Genomic DNA, 18180 nt, shown 5'->3' with positions numbered 1-18180 from the left:
ATGTGTTGATCCAAAATACTGGGAGGAATTCAAAGATGAAAAAGCTTTTAGCTTTCGCTATCTTCGGTCTGTGCATCAATGCCTTCACTTGCACGGCGGAAGCAGCTGAATGCGGCGACGTGTCGATTGCCGAGATGAACTGGGCGTCGGCAGGTGTTGCTGCGCAGGTTGATAAAATCATTCTCCAAAACGGCTATGACTGCAACGTGACACTTGTCACTGGCGATACCCAGCCCACTTTCGCGTCTATGGACGAAAAGGGCCAGCCGGATGTCGCGCCTGAACTCTGGCTCAACGACGTGCGCGCGCCACTGGAAAAGGCCGTGAACGAGGGCCGCTTAGTTATCGCTGCGCCACTACTAACCGAGGGGGGAGTTGAAGGCTGGTGGATTCCGAAATTTCTTGCTGACGCGCATCCAGAAGTGAAAACAGTTCAAGATGTCTTGCTTCATCCAGAACTTTTTCCGGCGCCGGAAGATCCCACGAAAGGCGCGGTCTATAGTTGTCCGTCAGGTTGGAGCTGCCAGACGACTACTGCCAACCTTTTCAAGGCCGTAAATGCCGAAAAGTACGGATTCACTTTGGTCGACCCAGGTTCGGCAGCCGGGCTTGACGGCTCAATTGCAAATGCGTTCGAAAAGAAGATTGGTTGGCTCGGCTATTACTGGGCGCCGACCGCCATACTCGGTAAGTACGACATGGTGCGCCTGAGTTTCGGAGTTCCGCATGATAAGAAGGAATGGGAAGTCTGCACCTCACAACAGAATTGTTCTAATCCTGAGGTAAACTCCTATCCAGCCCAGGACGTTTACACAGTCGTCACTAAAGCGTTCGCCGAAAAAGCGGGCGTCGCAATGGATTATTTGAAAATTCGTAAGTGGGACAACGGCACGGTCGCAAGGGTTCTTGCCTGGATGGTTGAAAATCAGGGGACCAACGAAGACGGAGCAAAGTATTTCCTTCAAACCTACCCCAACATTTGGACAGAGTGGGTTTCGCCTGATGTGGCTAGGAAAATCAACGCGGCCCTGTGATTCTTTCAGCATTGGCAAGGGCGATCGAAATCCGACTTCCCCTACGCTCAAGTCAAGCCACCAGCGTTGAACGTGTAGGTGCCGGTCCGGGCTTGGCCGGAATGTGATCCCAATCCAGGAAGTCGCGGCCTGAAGCACGGGGGAGCTGTGTTCAGGAACACGACCCCGCTCGTCCGGCTCAGACTCGAACAAGGAATTATTGCTTTGAAATGTAGTTACCTGCCCGATACCCTGTGTAATTTTCCGGCGATCAGCGACAGCCTGATCCAGATCGGGCGAAAGCACATTGACGACGACTTCCGCGCTATCGTCCGCGCCTACGGCAACCTGATCGACGCGATCGTCCGGCCGTTGCAATGGTTTCTAAACGACCTCGAATGGCTGTTCACCAACACGCCTTGGATCATCGTATTGACCGTCACGTTGGCGATCGTCTATCTCGCCGGCCGCAACATCCGCATTGTCATTGGAACGGCGGTCTCCATGTTACTGATCGGCGTCTTCGGCCTCTGGGGCGACACGATGATCACACTCGCCATGGTTACCGTCTGTACGCTCATCGCCATCGTTATCGGCCTGCCGATCGGTATCCTGATCGCGCGCTCGGACCGGATGCAGGCGATCGTCAACCCTATCCTTGACGTCATGCAGACGATGCCTAGCTTCGTCTACCTGATCCCCGTCGTCGTCATCTTCGGCATCGGCAAGGTTCCCGGCCTGATCGCCGTTGTCATCTACGCCATCCCGCCGATGATACGCCTGACCAACCTTGGCATTCGCCTCGTCGACAAGGAAGTGCTGGAAGCGGCAGACGCCTTCGGTTCCTCGGAAAGGCAGAAGCTCTTCGACGTGCAGATCCCGCTTGCCCTTCCGACAATCATGGCTGGCATCAACCAAACGATCATGATGTCCCTCGCCATGGTCGTCGTGGCCTCCATGGTCGGAGTCGGCGGCCTCGGCAAGAACACGCTGCAGGCGATCAACAACCAATTTTTCAGCGTCGGCTTCCTGAATGGCTTCGCGCTGGTGGCCATCGCCATCATCTTCGACCGCACCAGCCAAGCATATGGCCGGCGGCTTCAGAAGCATACAGAGGTCATCCATGCTTAGTCACGCGATCGAGATCAAAAGCCTCTACAAGATCTTCGGGCCGCGCGGCCGGTATTACGTCGACCATGTCAAGAACGGCATGGGCAAGGGCGAACTCAACGCTCAGCACGGGCACGTGCTCGGCCTGCAGGACATCAACATCTCTATACCAGCCGGATGCATTACGGTCGTTATGGGCCTGTCTGGCTCCGGCAAGTCGACGCTGATCCGCCACATCAACCGGCTGATCGACCCGACCGATGGCGAAGTGCTCTACGACGGCGTTGACGTCTGTAAGATGAACGCGAACGACCTGCGCGAATTCCGCAGGCATAAGACAGCGATGGTGTTCCAGAAGTTCGCTCTCCTGCCGCACCGCACCGTGATCGAGAACGCCTTCTACGGACTGCAAATTCAGGGAATCCCCCGCGCGGACTGCGAAAAGAGGGGCCGCCACTGGATCGATCGCGTCGGCTTGAGCGATTTCGAGAGCCATTATCCGAACCAGCTTTCCGGCGGTATGCAGCAACGCGTCGGTCTGGCGCGGGCGCTGACCAACGATGCCGATATCCTGCTGATGGACGAAGCCTATTCCGCGCTCGACCCGCTCATTCGCGTCGACATGCAGACCGTGCTCCTTGGTCTGCAGAAGGAACTGAAGAAGACCGTCGTATTCATCACGCACGACCTCGACGAGGCTCTGCGCCTCGGCGACAAGATCGCCATCCTGCGCAATGGCAAGGTCGTCCAGCAGGGTACTGGTCAGGGCATCGTCCTCGACCCCGCCGATGACTATATCGCTGGTTTCGTAAAAGAGGTTAATCGCGGCCGCGTCATAAGGGTTGAGGCAATAATGGAAAAGGTGATCCGCCAAACACCATCCGTTCAGGTGCCTGCTGACATGACGTTGGAGCTAGCTGCTAAGCGTCTAGTTGAAACAGGTCAGACTTCGGCACTCGTCGTAGACGGGGCTAACGAGCCGGTTGGCTCGGTTGAACTAAACAGTATCATTGCCGCGATGATTAACCCAATTACGCGCCCGACTTCTTCTCCGCCACCGGGGCGGTTTGAAAGCCTAAATAGTCAATTTCGCGAAGAGTAGGACCGACATGCGCAAAGGCGCTTGAGCGTGTACTCCTTTGATAAGCCGGCGCTAAAGCTAAGCAAGCGCGGGCAAGTAACCAACTTCGGAGTAAAAGACATGACATTCACGACTGCATTGACGAAACACGTTCCCTTTTCCTCGCCGTTCCTGCGCGACGCCGGCTATATCAACGGCGAGTGGACGAAAGGCGACGCCACCAGTAGCTTCGACGTGCTCAATCCGGCAACGGGCGAAGTGCTTGCATCGCTGCCCGACATGGGCGCGGCCGAAACCCGCAAGGCGATCGATGCGGCTTACGCGGCGCAGCCCGCCTGGGCCGCCCGCCCGGCAAAGGAGCGCAGCGCAATCCTGCGCAAGTGGTTTGACTTGATGATGGCCAATGTCGACGAACTGGCGGCGATCCTGACCGCCGAAATGGGCAAACCCCTCCCTGAAGCGCGCGGGGAAATCCTATACGCCGCTGCCTATATCGAGTGGTACGCGGAAGAGGCCAAGCGTATTTACGGTGAGACGATCCCGGCACCGTCGAACGACAAGCGCATAATCGTCATCAAGCAGCCCGTCGGTGTTGTTGGCACCATCACACCCTGGAATTTCCCGGCTGCCATGATCACCCGCAAGATCGCACCGGCGCTTGCCGTCGGCTGCGCGGTGGTTTCCAAGCCTGCCGAGCAGACGCCGCTCTCGGCCATCGCGCTCGCGGTTCTTGCCGAGAAGGCGGGCGTTCCTGCCGGTGTCTTCAACATCATCGTCGGCGAAGACGGCCCGACAATCGGCAAGGAGCTCTGCGGCAGTGACAAGGTGCGCAAGATCAGCTTCACCGGCTCGACGGAAGTCGGCCGCATCCTGATGCGCCAGTGCTCCGACCAGATCAAGAAGGTAAGCCTCGAGCTCGGCGGCAATGCGCCCTTCATCGTCTTTGATGATGCCGATCTGGATGCCGCCGTCGAAGGCGCCATTGCCTCCAAGTATCGCAACGCCGGCCAGACCTGCGTCTGCGCCAACCGCCTCTATGTTCAGTCCGGCATCTATGATGCCTTCGCTGCAAAGCTTGCGGCAGAGGTTGAGGCCATGTCCGTCGGCGACGGCTTCAAGAGCGGCGTCACCATCGGCCCGCTGATCGACGAGCAGGGCCTTGCAAAGGTCGAGGACCATGTCAGCGACGCAGTTTCCAAGGGTGCCAAGGTGGTCACCGGTGGCAACCGGATCGAAGGTGCGGGCACCTTCTTCATGCCGACGGTGCTGACCGGTGTCGCAAAGGGCATGAAGGTCGCCAAGGAAGAGACCTTCGGCCCGGTTGCAGCGCTCTTCCGCTTCGACACAGTCGAGGAAGTTATCCAGCAGGCCAACGATACCGAATTCGGCCTGGCCGCTTACTTTTTCGCACGTGACATCAAGAAAGTCTGGAGGGTCGCCGAGGCACTCGAATATGGCATGGTTGGCATCAACACCGGGCTGATGTCTACGGAGACGGCGCCATTCGGCGGCATCAAGCAGTCCGGCCTCGGACGCGAAGGCTCCCGCCACGGCGCGGATGATTACCTGGAGATGAAGTATCTCTGCATAGGCAACGTTTAGACGAATCCCACCAAGCGGAATGGTGGCTGCAGCCTGGTCAAGGCCCTGAACTCGCGTTAACCGGGACTTTGTTGCGGATCCGCGATCTACGCCATTCGGCTTCCAGGCGGTTGCGTGGAAATGGCTGCTGACCGGAGCCGCACTCGGATTCATCGCGAACGTTGTGAACCTCAAACGCTTATCTTATCATATTGATGGCGGGTCGGGAGGGATTCGAACGCGGTTTACGTCGACAGCCTAAGCCGCTAGCTTAGGAATAGGCCTTTCGACCAATCGCAGGAATCGTTGGTTGCATGCCCCCGCAACCAATTCGGATACGTAGAAGCGCGCAGACACAGTCGGGTTCCAACAGTTCCGTGGTGCCACGCTCTTCCGCCTTCACACTTAAACGTACCGCTGGACTTCGGACCAGGTCGGAATTCCAGTTTGCGCTCCCGGTTTCAGGCATGCGAGGGACCCAGCGATTGCGGCTCGACGGAGCGCCTGTGGGAAGGGAACGTTTGCAGCGAGACCGGCGGCGAGAAAACCGCAAAATGTATCCCCCGCCCCAACTGTGTCGACCGGACTGATGGTTAATCCGCGCACTCTGTAGATCTTACCGTTGTCAATCGCGATTGCGCCATCGCCTCCTAATGTGACAATAAATGTTTGTTCCGATCGCAGATGCATCCGCCAAAGGATTTCTTCATATTCCCCCGCGAGCACAACCGTTTCGCCGACTAGCAACTGAAACTCCGTCTCGTTGGCGACGATAATATCAGCAAGCCGAGAAAGGTCAGAGCCACGTTGATCGAGCGGAGCGGTATTGAGAATAGTCGTGACTCCTTTGGAGCGAGCCGCAATAAGCGCTTGTTTGACTACCTCCGATGGCAATTCCAACTGCAGCATCAGGATGTCGCCACTTTGCATTGATGCGATGGCTGCTTCTGCTTCCGCCTTGGTCAACTCTCCGTTTGCGCCAGGAATGACGATAATGGAGTTCTCGCCGTCCTCACCGACACTGATCACGGCCACACCGGTGGGCCCTTCCAGACGGATTATGTTTGAGAGCTCGACCTCTGCGTCGCTTAAGAAACGAAGAGACGCATCTGCAAAACCGTCCATTCCGACGGCGCCGACCATTCGAACCTCCGCCCCAGCACGTCGAGCTGCCAACGCTTGATTGGCGCCTTTTCCCCCGGCCGCTGTCGAGAAAGTCAGACCCGAAACGGACTCGCCGGGTCGCGGCAATCGGCGGGTTTTCGCGATAAGGTCGATATTGATCGATCCCAAAACGGTAATCATAAAGACGTCCTCACGTTATTAAAGTTCACGCTTAAGGGCAGGACCGGTCCACCGATCGGACGCCGCTGCGCTAATTTATATTCATGGTAACGTTCCCACGTCAACCGGAGAAGCCCGTTGCGCGGGTATGGGCGCAAAGAGAGGAAGTCAGGTGCATTGTCGCGTAATTAAGGAGTTTTGCCAGAATCACCAGCGATGAAACGAGATCGCTGCTTGGTAAAAGGGCCGGTCGAGCGACTTGCGATCTCGAAATCTTCGTGGTAACGTTCCCAAAATTCATACTGTGGGAGGACTCTTCAATGCACCGGAGGCGGCCGACAATCATTGACGTCGCGCGGAAAGCTGGGGTGTCCAAGAGCACCGCCGGCCGGGCACTCTCCGGCGCGCCCAATGTTACCGACGAGGCGCGCGAGCGGGTTCTCGATGCCGCCCGTGCCGTCGGCTATGAGCGCAACGATCTCGCTGTCGGCATGCGGTCCGGGCGCACCGGTTTGCTTGGCCTTGTCATTCCCGACATTACCAACCCGTTCTGGGCCGAGGTTGCCCGCGGCGCGCAGGATCGTGCTGTCGAAAACGAGGCCTCCCTGCTGGTGTTTTCTTCCGATTGGGATCACAGCCGTGAAGCCAGCCATCTCCGGGCCCTGCGGCAAGCGCGGGTCGATGGCGCGATCATCAACCCGGTCGCCGACAATTTCGACGATCTCGACAGGTTCGGGCTGCCCTTCGTGCTGATCGGCTCGAGTGCCGAGCGTTTCCCGTCGACCTCCAGCGTCGGTTCCGATATCGCCCAGGCGGTACGGCTCGGCATGGACCACCTGGTTTCCAAGGGGCATCATGCTCCCGCGCTAATCCTCGGGCCGAAGTCACGTATCGCGCGGGCCCGGTTTCTGCGGACCTTCCACGAACATTGTGTCGACCGCGACATTGATCCGGCGGCGCTTGCGATGGAAGACGGAGAGTACACAGTCGAAGGCGGACGCGCGGCGATGATGCGGATCCTGCAACGCGAGCGGATTGGGCACCTCGCGGTTTTCGCTGCCAACGATCTGATGGCACTTGGTGCCATGGTCGCCGTGCGCGAAGCCGGGCTGCGGTGCCCGGAAGACGTATCGATCCTCGGTTTCGACGGCATTCCCGCCGGCGCGTTCTCCTGGCCGGGACTGACGACGGTTGCCAAGCCCGGACGTGAGATCGGCGTGCGCGCCGTCGACTGCCTGTTCGACGAAATCGCCGGCCGCCCCGAACATGGCCGAGTGTTCATGCCATGCCGACTTGTCGAGCGCGGCTCCTTGGCCGATCTGTCGCTCACTCAGCCCAGACGCGCAGCAAGATCCGGGAGGGCGTAACGAATGACCAATCGCGATGAGGCGGTGATTTCGTTCGAATCTGGGAACGTTCCCAAGCCACACCGAAGGACCGGGCGCCTTGCCGTCACCGCCGACGGCTGGCGTCGTTGGTGGCCCTATTATGTCATGATGGCGCCGGGCATCCTGTTCTTCCTCGTCTTCCACTACCTGCCGATCTGGGAGGCGAGCATCGCCTTCGAACAGGTCAGGATCGTCCCACCCAACATCTGGGTGGGGATCAAGCATTTCCAGGTGCTGTTCTCCTCGCCGGTGTTCTGGCAGGTGCTGGCCAATACGCTGATCATCTCGGCGATGAAGATGGTCTTCTTCCTGCCGGTGCCGATCATCGTCGCATTGTTGTTGAACGAGGTCCGCGGCGGGTCGCTGCGCAATTTCATCCAGTCGGCGATCTACCTGCCGCATTTCCTGTCCTGGGTGGTGATCGCCGGCATCTTCATTGCCGCGCTGTCGCCGACCGATGGTGCCGTCAACAATCTCATGGGCATGGCCGGTATGGCGCCCCGGTCGTTCATGACTGATACCGGCGCCATCCGCTGGGTGCTTGTCTTCACGGAAATCTGGCGTTCGGCCGGTTGGGACAGCCTGCTCTATCTCGCCGCCATCATCGCTATCGACCAGCAGCTCTATGACGCAGCCGAGATCGACGGCGCCAACCGTTGGCAGAAGATCAGGCATGTCACCCTGCCGGGCATCGTGCCGACGATCGCGACGCTGTTCATCCTCAACGCCGGCATGTTCCTCAACGCCGACCTCAACCAGGTGATCAACCTCTCCAACGACGTGGTGCGCAGCAAGATCGATATCGTCGACACCTATGTTTACCGCATCGGTTTGCAGACCGGCGAATACTCGCTGGCAACGGCCGCCGGCCTGTTCAAGGCCGTGCTCGGCACGATGATGATCGTGATTGCCCACTTCGTTTCCAAACGCCTGACCGGGAAGGGAGTCTGGTAATGGCCCTGTCACGCAAGACCCCGATCGAACGCATAGAATATGCGATCATCGTTTCGACGCTGCTGTTGCTCGTCGTCGTCACGGTCCAGCCGATCCTCAACCTGCTTGCGGTCTCGCTGTCTGAGCCGGCAAAAGTGCCGGGCATGAGCGGGCTGACCATCATACCCAGGGGCTTCTCCTTCGAGGTCTGGAGCGTCCTCCTGCAGCACCCCAATGTGCAACGCGGCATCTTCAACTCGATCTTCATCACCGCCGTCAGCACCGTGATCGGCGTTGTCGGCACGGCACTGATGGCCTGGGGGCTTTCCAGGCCCGGCCTGCCTGGCCGCAAGGCGCTGTTCATCCTCGTTCTCGTCACCATCGTATTCGAACCGGGCATCATTCCCGACTACTTCGTGAACAAGCGCCTCGGCCTGCTCGACAGCTATTGGTCTGTGATCCTCTTCAAGGCGGTCAATGCCTGGTACCTGATCATCCTCATCCGCTTCTTCGAGGAGATCCCGAAGGAACTGCTGGAAGCCGCGGAGCTCGATGGTGCCAACCCCTTTCAGGTCTTCTGGCATCTGGTGCTTCCACTCGCCAAGCCGGCGCTCGCGACGATCTCGCTGTTCTATCTCGTCTTTCACTGGAACGAGTTCTTCCGCGCGATGATCTATCTGAACGATCAGGACAAATGGCCGCTGCAGGTGGTGCTGCGCCAGTTCGTTATCGATGGCGACAAGGTTGCGATCGTCGGCGCCAACAACGCCAGCCACAACACCGGCGCGAGCCAGATCGATCTGAGGTCGCTGAAAGCCGGCATGATCCTACTGACCATTGTCCCGATCCTGGCGATCTACCCGCTGATCCTGAAATTCTTCACCAAGGGAACCATGAGCGGCGCCCTCAAGGGCTGAACACGACACGAGATCCAACAAAGAAGCCTATCCAAACGGAGGAGACGAAATGCTTAGAAACATGGTCCTGCTGGCATCGACAGCCCTGGCGCTCAGCCTTGGTGCCGCCGCCCCGACAATGGCCGAACCGGTCAAGATCCGGGTCGTGTCCAAGGACTTCACCCCGTCCAACCCAGACGACGTCAAGCACCTGCAGCGTATTGAGGAAGCGTTGCGGGCGCAGGGCACCGATCTCGACATCGAACTCGTCGACCTGCCGTCTTCCGGCTATGCCGACAAGCTGTCGGTCATGCTGCTGTCTGGCGACATCCCGGACTTGATCTATTTCCAGGGCGGCGACGCCAAAATGGTCGAGCAAGGCGTGCTTGAAGACCTCCGCCCGATGATGGCCGACACCAAATATCTCAAGGACGCCCTGTGGCCGCAAAACGTCGAGCGGCTGAAGAATTATCCTTATCTGCTGTACGTCTATCCGGCGCGTGTGCCCCAGCCGCTCATCCGCAAGGACTGGCTGGAAAAGACCGGCCTCAAGGCGCCTGAAACCGTCGAAGACTATGTCACCCTGTTCAAGGCCATCAAGGACGGCGATCTCGACGGTAACGGCGTTGCCGACAGCTACGGCGTGACCACGGCCGACAACACCAACGAGCTCGATTCGATCTTCAACCAGGCCTTCGGCATCACCGGAACCTGGATGAAGAACCCCGCCGGCGAATGGGTTCATTCACGCATCACTGCCCAGGAGAAGGATAAGATCGCCTTCTACGCCTCGCTGCGCGAGCAGGGCCTTTACGACCCGGAATACATCACCACCAAGTTCGACGTGAAGGAAGACAAGTTCTACACCGGCAAGGCCGGGGTGATCTTCGGCTCATCTGCCGAGACCATCGACATCTATGGCGGCAAGATGCGTCAGGTCCATCCTGGCACCGAGCTCGTGCTGCTGGCACCGCCGAAGGGCCCTGGAGGGCAGGGCCTCGCAGCCGTCGACGTCTCCAAGGAATCGCGTGGGTTTGCCATATCGAGCATCTCCGAGCACAAGGCCGAAGTGATGAAGCTGCTCGACTACATGGCGARCCCCGAAGGCCAGATGTTCGATCGCCTCGGCTTCGAGGGCCAGGAATACACCAAAGACGGAGATAGCTACAAAGTCACCGACAAGATCGCGACCTGGTACCCCCGCTTCATGGTCGCTGCCAACTGGACCCCACCCGTCGTCTGGCAGTCTGAAGCGGCTCAGCAGTCGCTGGCGACGAGCCAGAAGGACTTCAAGCCGGACAACACATTCGTGTGGCCCGCAGAATACGCGGCCGATCTCGACGCGACCGAAAACGTCTACCGGTCCTGGGTCTACAAGTTCATCTCCGGCGCCGCCAAGATGGATCAGTGGGACCAGTATGTCGCGGAGTGGGAAGCGGCTGGGGGAAAACGTCTCAATGAATATGCAAGGACGGTTCTAGATGCAGAAAAGTAGCGTTCAAGGGCCCTCCCTGAAGGGGAGGGTCCGCGCGCTCATCCATGGCGTCGCGCTCGGCGACGCCATGGGGGCGCCGGTCGAAAAACTACCGGCAGCGGAGATCGCGGCCAGGTATGGGCGGGTGACGTCGCTTAACACCGAGTGGCACAAGATGTCGCTGGATGCCACGGCCCGCAACGGCCGGGTGCGCGGCAACGGCATCGTCACCGACGACACGCTGATGACGCTCTGCCTGATGGATATCTATGGCGAGGTCAGCAAGCATCTCGATGCCTGGGACATGGCCGATGGCATGGTCAAGCAGATCGCCTGGGTGCCGCGCTACGTACCGGAACTGCAGCGCGAAGCGATGCTGATCGAGCGGCTGTTCTACCCCGAGAAGTGGATATTCCAGCGCCACCAGCTCACCTCGTGCGATCCGCGCCAAGGTGGCATCGGCAACATGGTCAATTGCGGCGCGGCGATGTATGTGGCGCCGATCGGTGTCGTCAATGCCTGCGATCCGAGGGCCGCCTATGACGAGGCGATCGCGTTTGCCTCCGGCCATCAGGAAAGCTTCGGGCTTGAGGCAGCGGGCGCGTTTGCCGCCGCGGTTGCCGCAGCGTTTATTCCCGGAACGGATATTGAAGGTGTGATCGAAGCGGTTCTGGCACTGGCCAAGGACGGCACGCGCAAAGCCATTGCGGACATCGCCGAGGTTGCCCGCAAGCTGAAGGCGCAGGGTGCTGACTATCAGACCGTCGTCGCCGCGTTTCATGCGGCCATCGCGCCCTATTCTCCCATGGGCGATGACGTCAACCACACCTCCGCCAAAGTCGCCCGACTGACCGCTGCCTATCAGCCAAGCCGCCTCGGCTCGATCGAGGAACTGCCGCTCGCCCTCGGATTCTGCCTGTTCAACGACAGCGATTTCCGCCGTTCGATCGAAGACGGCATCAATTCCGGCCGCGACACCGACTCCATCGGCGTCATGGCCGGCGCAATCCTTGGCGCGATGCATGGCGAAGGCGTCATCGACGCTGCCGACCACGCCCTGCTCGATCAGGTCAACAAGTTGGACCTCACCGCTGCCGCCGATCGCTTCACTGAAACGGCGACAACCATCCAGACCGCCGACCAGGCGGCAGCCGACCGGCGGGCCAGCTTCCGCGCCGCCCTCACGTTTTGATTGATAACGAAAGACACAAGATGCCCAAGCTCAGCAAAGAGACGATTTACGAGAAGATCTATGCCGGCTTCATCGGCAAGGCCATTGGCGTTCGCCTTGGTGCGCCGGTCGAACCGACGATCTGGAGCTATGAGCGCGTCCAGAAGACCTATGGCGAGGTCACCCAGTACTTGCGCGATTTCAAGAATTTTGCGGCCGACGATGACACCAACGGCCCGATCTATTTCATCCGGGCTCTGCGCGACTATGGCCTCAACGCCAGTGCGGCCGATGTCGGCAAGACCTGGGTGAACTATGCCGCCGAAGAGCATGGCATGTATTGGTGGGGCGGTTTCGGCGTCTCGACCGAACACACCGCCTACCGCAACCTGCGCGCCGGCATTCCCGCGCCGCAATCCGGATCGATCGCCCAGAACGGCGCAACCGTTGCCGAACAGATCGGCGGGCAGATCTTCATCGACAGCTGGGGCTGGGTGCACCCGGGCGAGCCGCAGAAGGCAGCCGACGCTTCCGCTCGTGCGGCAAGCGTTGCACATGATGGCGACGGTCTGAATGGCGCCCGCTTCTGCGCCGCCGCCATCGCCAAGGCGTTCGAAGCGACCTCGATTGCCGAGGTCGTGGCCGCTGCCATGGCGACGATCGACGCCAAATCGACCTATGCCCAGGTCGTGCAGGCCGTCATCGACTTCCACAAGGCCAACCCCGCAAACTGGCGCGCCTGCCGTGACATGCTGACCGCCGAATGGGGCTATGACCGCTATCCCGGCGTCTGCCACATCATTCCGAATGCCGGCGTCACTGTCATGGCGATCCTCTATGGCGAAGGAGATCTGCCGCGCACCGCCGAGATCGCGACCATGGCCGGCTGGGATACCGACTGCAACGCTGGCAATGCCGGCGCCATCGTCGGCACGTTCCAGGGGCTCCAGCCGAACTGGGACAAGTACCGGAAGCCAATCAACGACTTCATCGTCGCCTCCGGCGTCGTCGGCTCGATCAACATCGTCGACATCCCGTCCTTTGCCCGCGAACTGACCGTGCTGGCGCTGCAACTGCGCGAAGACGATGTGCCGGCCCTTTGGCTCGAGGACTTTACCCGCCGCGGCGTTCGCTTCGATTTTGATCTGCCGGGCTCGACCCATGGATTCCGGACCGAGGGCTTCAATCGAATAAGCCTCAAGGGCTCGGCCGAGAGGCAGGTTGAAGGCTCGCGCGGCTCTCTCGAAATCCAGCTCGACCGGCTCGAGCGCGGCCACGGCGGTCGCATCTTCTGGAAGCCCTTCTATCGCCGGTCCGATTTCGATGACGAGCGCTATCGTCCGATGTTTTCGCCACTGGTTGATGCCGGCCAGAACGTGTCGTTCAAGCTGTGGCTTGACCCCTGGGACGGTGATGGCAACCTGCGCGTCGCACCCTATATTCGCCGGGCGATGTCAGGCGCGATCGAGGAGACCGGCGCGTGGCACGTCCCCAACCACGAAGGTTGGCAGGACTACGCATTCACCGTGCCGGAGGGTGCCGAAGCAATCGACGAGATCGGCATTCAGGTCGAATATTTCGGTCGCCTGAAATTCCTCGGCCGCCTGTTCCTCGCCGATTTCAAGATCGAGGGCGCTGGCAGGACTGTCATCGATCCCGAGACGGAAGTGCAGGAGTGGGGCGCGATCTCGCGCTTTACCTGGAACCGTGGCCACTGGACGCTGCAGGATGGGCGCATTCACGCCCACACCGCCAATGACGCCGACATGTGGACGGGCCATTACTACGCCCGCGACGTCAAGGTCCTGGCGGATATCAGGCCGCTCGCCGGCCCGTCGCAACTGGTGACGGCCCGGGTGCAGGGCACCAGCCGGTTCTATGCCGCAGGCTTCGACGGCGACGACGTGGTCATCCTCAAGGAGGATTTCGGCACCACCGTGCTTGCCCGTGCCCCGTTCAAGCGTGAGCTCGGAAAGAGCTACGGCTTCGCGTTTTCAATCAGCGGCAATACGTTGTCTTTCGCGATCGACGGCAAGACTTTGATCGAGGCGAGCGACGACCAGTTTGCCTATGGCATGGCCGGCCTTCGCCTCGGCGCGCTCGGTCGCATGAGCGTCGGAACGTTCGAGATTATCGAGACCGCCTGAGCGGGTTTGATCCTGCCTGCCGGTCCAACGGGCCGGCGGGCCAGAACCGCATCGGTCTATCAATTGGGAGGAGAAACCATGTCCGAGATTGAACTCAGGAACGTGGGCAAGAGCTACGGTAGCCTGCCGGTGCTCGATGATATTTCGCTAGACATGGGCAGCGGCGAATTCGTGGTGCTGGTCGGCCCGTCCGGCTGCGGGAAGTCGACGCTGCTGCGGATGATTGCCGGGCTGGAAGACATCAGCGCCGGCGAAATCACCATCGGTGGCCGTATCGTCAACGACATGCCGGCCAAGGAGCGCGACCTTGCGATGGTGTTCCAGAGCTATGCGCTCTATCCGCATATGAAGGTTGCCGACAATATGAGCTTCGCGCTGAAGCTCGCCGGTGTTTCGAAGAGCGAGATCAGTCGCCGCGTCAACGAAGCCGCCGACATCCTCGGGCTCGAACACCTGCTCGAACGGCTTCCGCGCGAACTGTCGGGCGGTCAGCGCCAGCGTGTGGCCATGGGCCGCGCCATCGTGCGCGATCCGCGTGCCTTCCTCTTCGACGAGCCGCTTTCCAACCTCGACGCCAAGCTTCGGGTGAAGATGCGCGGCGAGATCAAGAAGCTGCACCAGCGGCTGGGCAAGACTACGATCTATGTCACCCACGACCAGACCGAGGCCATGACCATGGCAGACAAGATTGTGGTCCTGAACGGCGGCAAGATAGAGCAGATGGGACCGCCGCTGGAGCTTTACAAAAACCCGCAGAACCTGTTCGTCGCCAGCTTCATCGGATCGCCCGAGATCAACCTTTTGCGCGGCGAGGTGGACGGTAAGATGCTGCGGCTTGCCGATGGCACCCGGCTGCCGTTGCCTTCAGATCATGGGCTGGCACAAGGGCGCAAGGTCGTCTACGGCATTCGCCCGCAGCATATCCAGCTTGCCGACAGCGGCATCGCCGCCGAGGTGGTGCTGGTCGAGCCGACCGGGGAGGCGCAGGAGGTGATGATGCGGCTCGAGACCACCGATATCACCGTGGTTCTCGGCGAAAGCGCATTGTTGCAATCGGGCGCGAACGTGACGATCGGTTTCGACACCGCGAATGTCCTGTTGTTCGATGACAACACCGGCAGGCGCATCCAATGAATGAATTTGCCAGGAGACACCGGGATCAGAACGCCGAGGGCCCTCTTGAAAGGGGTCAAGGTTTAATAGGACGCTGTCTTCCATCAGCGGATCGCCCTCGCGCATGAGGCACAAGCCCAATGTAGGTGAGTGATCGCTATCGAATAGGTTACCTTGGGGAACGCACTGTTGAATTGGGCCAGCACCTCGTCGAAATGAGGGCAGATCACGTGGCTCGTCATCGCGATAGCAATGTGCCCAGTGACTGCACTTTCAGCCGCAGCCATCAATCCTGGAAGGCGTAAAACCGCCCCAAAAAGCAAGCAGCATTACTTGAAACCGTAGGCTGGCTGAGGGTCAAGAATTCCGCCGCCGCGTAATACTACCGTTTTCCACGACCACCGTGCAAGTGCGCAGGGGATTCCTGTCGTTTCCACCCCATCTTGTCCCCCCTACCAGCGCTCAAGGATGAGCGCTGTGTTGGGCGGTGCACCGATATGGTTGGCCAGTGCTGGGTAACCGTCGGCCTTCTCGAAGGTGTGGAACTTCCGGTCCTTGATGTTACCCAGTCGGGACGCAAAACACTTGCCGACCAGGGCGAACAGCGCAAAGATATGATCACTGACGCCGCCGGTTATCGGTGAACAGCTCCTCGATCTCCCGGATCGTGTCGTGGTCGAATTCGCCATCGAGCACAGGGACTAGCTAAGCTAGTAAACGCGCTCGTAAGCTAAGCAGGTTTCCTGATCGGACATGTCCGACACGTGTTTGATTTCGCGCTCTTTATGCTTGAGCTACACGTCGGCAAAACCCTGCGGAAACCAGCTTTTGACCGTATCGTTCGCATCAAAACGGTCGAGAGCCTCTTGAAGGCTCTGGGGCAGGCGGACCAGACCCTGTGACGCCAACGCCTCAGTGGTTAGAATCGATCTGTCGCATAGACCGTGCGCGCCGCAGATCGTCCCGGCCTCGACGAGACGCTCGAAGAAGCCGGATGGAGCCGCCGGGGCAAGATGCGATGTGAGGTACGGGATCATGCGGGCTGGTCCAACGGAGCTAGGCCGGGCTCATCAGGGCTTCAATGCCGCGCATGCCGTTCGATGCGGTCGAGAGCCTCGACGAGCTCGGATTCCGACGTGGCATAGGAGATCCTGAAGAACGGCGACAGCCCAAAGGCCGAACCCGGCACGACCGCGACATGCGCATCCTCCAGCAGATAGTCGGTGAAGTCCCGATCGGCCTCGATCCGCTTGCCCTTCGGCGTGGTCTTGCCAAGAATGCCTGAACATCCCGAGAAGGTGTAGAACGCGCCTTCCGGCGTGCGGCACTCCGGGCCATCGATGTCGTTCAGCCTACCGACGACGAGATCGCGGCGGCGCTGGAAGCTTTCTTGGCGTCCCTTCAGGAACGTCTGAGGACCATTCAGGGCTTCGACCGCTGCTGCCTGGCTGAGGGAGCTCGGGCATGATGTCGCCTGGCTCTGGATCGCGGCCATAGCCTTGATCAGCGGCTTCGGCCCGCCGGCATAGCCGATGCGCCAGCCGGTCATGGCATAGGCCTTCGACACGCCGTTGAGCGCCAAGAGTGATCCGTGCGTCTGCACCCAATTCAAGCGCATCTTTCGGCGCTTCTCGTGACCTTTCGCGCGAGTTGGCTCCGAACGGAGACATTTGATTCATAGGACTTAATATAAAACATATGTTGCGGCCCGGGTCTGGTTAGGGTAATCACGCAGCGTAGTCCATCTGGTCTGGTAGGAGGAACCAATGAGCATCGTGAATCAGTCATCAACGAAGGCGGGTGCGCTTTCGTCGGCGACAATCGACAAATCGCAAGAGACGCAACCATCGATCTTCGGCTTGGATCTTCGTGGTAAACCTAAGCGGTCGTACGAGGTAGGCTCATTGGAGTCGGTGTATGTGTCTACGCGCGACGGCGTGCGGCTAGCCTTGGACGTCACGCGTCCAATGGGTGACGGCGAAAGTGCGAAGCGTGATACAATTCTGGTGATGACGTGCTATTGGCGCGGCCAAAACGGCGAGCCTTCGAATAGATATGCTGACCTGTTTGTCCCGCACGGCTACGCCGTGGTTGTTGGAGATGTTCGTGGAACCGGCGCTTCTTTCGGCGAATGGCCCGGCCACCGCACTCGCGACGAGATCCTGGACTTCAGCGACGTTTTGGACTGGATTGCTGCTCAGCCATGGTCCACGGGTAACGTGGTCGGCTATGGCCTTTCCTACACTGCCAATTCCGCAACCTGGATGGCGTCGTTGGGCAATCCCGCTCTGAAGGGAGTTGTGGCACGTTTTGTTGATTACAGTATTTATGAGGATATCGATTTCCCGGGCGGAATCCGCAACCTCACCCAACTCCAGTGGGACAGCCAGCTCAAAAACCTGAACCACAATGTGTCTTCCAAGAATACTGGTGAAAGCCAACCCTCGCGGGGCGTTCGTCCCGTTGGGGAGGCGGCGGAACTGGCCGCCGCCTTGTCCGAACACGAGAAAGCGCCCTCTCGCCCGCGTCTGCAGCAGAGTATGGACAAGGACGAGTATTTTGGCATGGACACCTCCGGGTTCGACTGGTCACCACAGACCGCGGCAGAGTGCATATCTCGCTCTGGTGTTCCAATTCAAAATTGGGGCGGTTGGTTCGATTCTGTATCGGCGGAAGGATCTATTCGCCAGTTCCTGCTACAGTCAAATCCGGCGAGCATAATCATCGGCCCATGGAACCATGGTGCCACCGCAGCCACCGACCCGCTCCGTCCCGCCGGTGAGGAGGTCGCTCCCCTCCTCGCGGCCCAGGAGGCGAATTGGGTCCGCTTCGCCGCCGGCTGCTTCGCTGGGGAAGCGGCCGACGAGGGAGGGAAGGTCCTCCACTACTATACGCTCGGGGAGGGCGCTTGGAAAGCAACTCGCGCCTGGCCCATTCCGGCAACACGCCAACGTTGGTACACGGCAAGCGGCTCCCGACTCCTAAGCTC

The 18180-nt window shown here is 59.8% G+C and carries 14 protein-coding genes and 2 pseudogenes; 12 read left to right on the top strand and 4 right to left on the bottom strand.

Annotated elements, in window-relative coordinates:
* The first annotated feature begins 35 nt into the window (after positions 1 to 35).
* From AC1D17_RS21870 to AC1D17_RS21855, 4 genes are all read left to right on the top strand, one after another.
* Entirely contained in the window at positions 36 to 1034 is a 999-nt protein-coding gene (locus AC1D17_RS21870) for an ABC transporter substrate-binding protein (protein WP_477567414.1), read from the top strand.
* Between the two features lie 198 nt (positions 1035 to 1232).
* Complete coding sequence (locus tag AC1D17_RS21865; RefSeq protein ID WP_477567423.1) at positions 1233 to 2144, top strand: ABC transporter permease; 912 nt, start codon at positions 1233 to 1235, stop codon at positions 2142 to 2144.
* Positions 2137 to 3225: a quaternary amine ABC transporter ATP-binding protein gene (locus AC1D17_RS21860; protein WP_477567413.1), complete on the top strand. Its 1089-nt coding sequence runs from the start codon at positions 2137 to 2139 to the stop codon at positions 3223 to 3225. Before AC1D17_RS21865 ends, AC1D17_RS21860 begins: the two co-directional genes overlap by 8 nt.
* Before the next feature lie 99 nt (positions 3226 to 3324).
* Positions 3325 to 4806, top strand: a complete 1482-nt coding sequence (locus AC1D17_RS21855; RefSeq protein WP_477567412.1) for an NAD-dependent succinate-semialdehyde dehydrogenase — start codon at positions 3325 to 3327, stop codon at positions 4804 to 4806.
* Positions 4807 to 5190: 384 nt separating this feature from the next.
* Here the strand turns inward: AC1D17_RS21855 and AC1D17_RS21850 are convergent, their stop codons facing one another.
* On the bottom strand, positions 5191 to 6090 hold the full coding sequence (locus AC1D17_RS21850) for a ribokinase (RefSeq protein ID WP_477567411.1): 900 nt from the start codon (positions 6088 to 6090) through the stop codon (positions 5191 to 5193).
* A gap of 299 nt (positions 6091 to 6389) precedes the next feature.
* Here AC1D17_RS21850 and AC1D17_RS21845 point away from each other — a divergent pair, with 299 nt between their 5' ends.
* The 7 genes from AC1D17_RS21845 (at position 6390) to AC1D17_RS21815 (ending at position 15212) form a co-directional block, all read left to right on the top strand.
* A complete protein-coding gene (locus tag AC1D17_RS21845) occupies positions 6390 to 7436 on the top strand; it encodes a LacI family DNA-binding transcriptional regulator (RefSeq protein WP_477567410.1) in 1047 nt (348 codons plus the stop codon).
* A gap of 3 nt (positions 7437 to 7439) precedes the next feature.
* Positions 7440 to 8411 (top strand): ABC transporter permease, encoded by a 972-nt coding sequence (locus AC1D17_RS21840; protein ID WP_477567409.1) that lies wholly within the window; start codon positions 7440 to 7442, stop codon positions 8409 to 8411.
* Positions 8411 to 9307 carry a carbohydrate ABC transporter permease gene (locus AC1D17_RS21835; protein ID WP_477567408.1) on the top strand — a complete coding sequence of 299 codons (897 nt, stop codon included), beginning with the start codon at positions 8411 to 8413 and terminating at the stop codon, positions 9305 to 9307. The genes AC1D17_RS21840 and AC1D17_RS21835 overlap by 1 nt, the downstream gene beginning before the upstream one ends.
* A gap of 49 nt (positions 9308 to 9356) precedes the next feature.
* Positions 9357 to 10781, top strand: coding sequence for an extracellular solute-binding protein (locus AC1D17_RS21830; protein ID WP_477567407.1), 1425 nt, complete (start codon positions 9357 to 9359; stop codon positions 10779 to 10781).
* Positions 10768 to 11952, top strand: a complete 1185-nt coding sequence (locus tag AC1D17_RS21825) for an ADP-ribosylglycohydrolase family protein (RefSeq protein WP_477567406.1) — start codon at positions 10768 to 10770, stop codon at positions 11950 to 11952. Before AC1D17_RS21830 ends, AC1D17_RS21825 begins: the two co-directional genes overlap by 14 nt.
* Before the next feature lie 20 nt (positions 11953 to 11972).
* Positions 11973 to 14078, top strand: a complete 2106-nt coding sequence (locus tag AC1D17_RS21820) for an ADP-ribosylglycohydrolase family protein (protein ID WP_477567405.1) — start codon at positions 11973 to 11975, stop codon at positions 14076 to 14078.
* Between the two features lie 78 nt (positions 14079 to 14156).
* Positions 14157 to 15212, top strand: a complete 1056-nt coding sequence (locus AC1D17_RS21815) for an ABC transporter ATP-binding protein (RefSeq protein WP_477567404.1) — start codon at positions 14157 to 14159, stop codon at positions 15210 to 15212.
* Positions 15213 to 15646: 434 nt separating this feature from the next.
* On the opposite strand, the pseudogene AC1D17_RS21810 reads toward AC1D17_RS21815, so the two are convergent.
* From AC1D17_RS21810 to AC1D17_RS21800, 3 genes and pseudogenes are all read right to left on the bottom strand, one after another.
* A pseudogene (locus tag AC1D17_RS21810) lies at positions 15647 to 15887 on the bottom strand (Tn3 family transposase); the annotation flags it as partial.
* Between the two features lie 98 nt (positions 15888 to 15985).
* Positions 15986 to 16228, bottom strand: a complete 243-nt coding sequence (locus tag AC1D17_RS21805) for a hypothetical protein (protein WP_477567403.1) — start codon at positions 16226 to 16228, stop codon at positions 15986 to 15988.
* A gap of 33 nt (positions 16229 to 16261) precedes the next feature.
* A pseudogene (locus tag AC1D17_RS21800) lies at positions 16262 to 16773 on the bottom strand (aminotransferase class I/II-fold pyridoxal phosphate-dependent enzyme); the annotation flags it as partial.
* A gap of 184 nt (positions 16774 to 16957) precedes the next feature.
* On the opposite strand from AC1D17_RS21800, the gene AC1D17_RS21795 reads away from it, so the two are divergent.
* A partial coding sequence (locus AC1D17_RS21795) for a CocE/NonD family hydrolase (protein ID WP_477567402.1) occupies positions 16958 to 18180 on the top strand: 1223 nt, incomplete at its 3' end.

This window comes from Pararhizobium sp. P1_E7, from assembly GCF_056405855.1.
The sequence above is the reverse complement of the archived record's forward strand: the minus strand, read 5'-3'. Positions and strand labels throughout refer to the sequence as shown.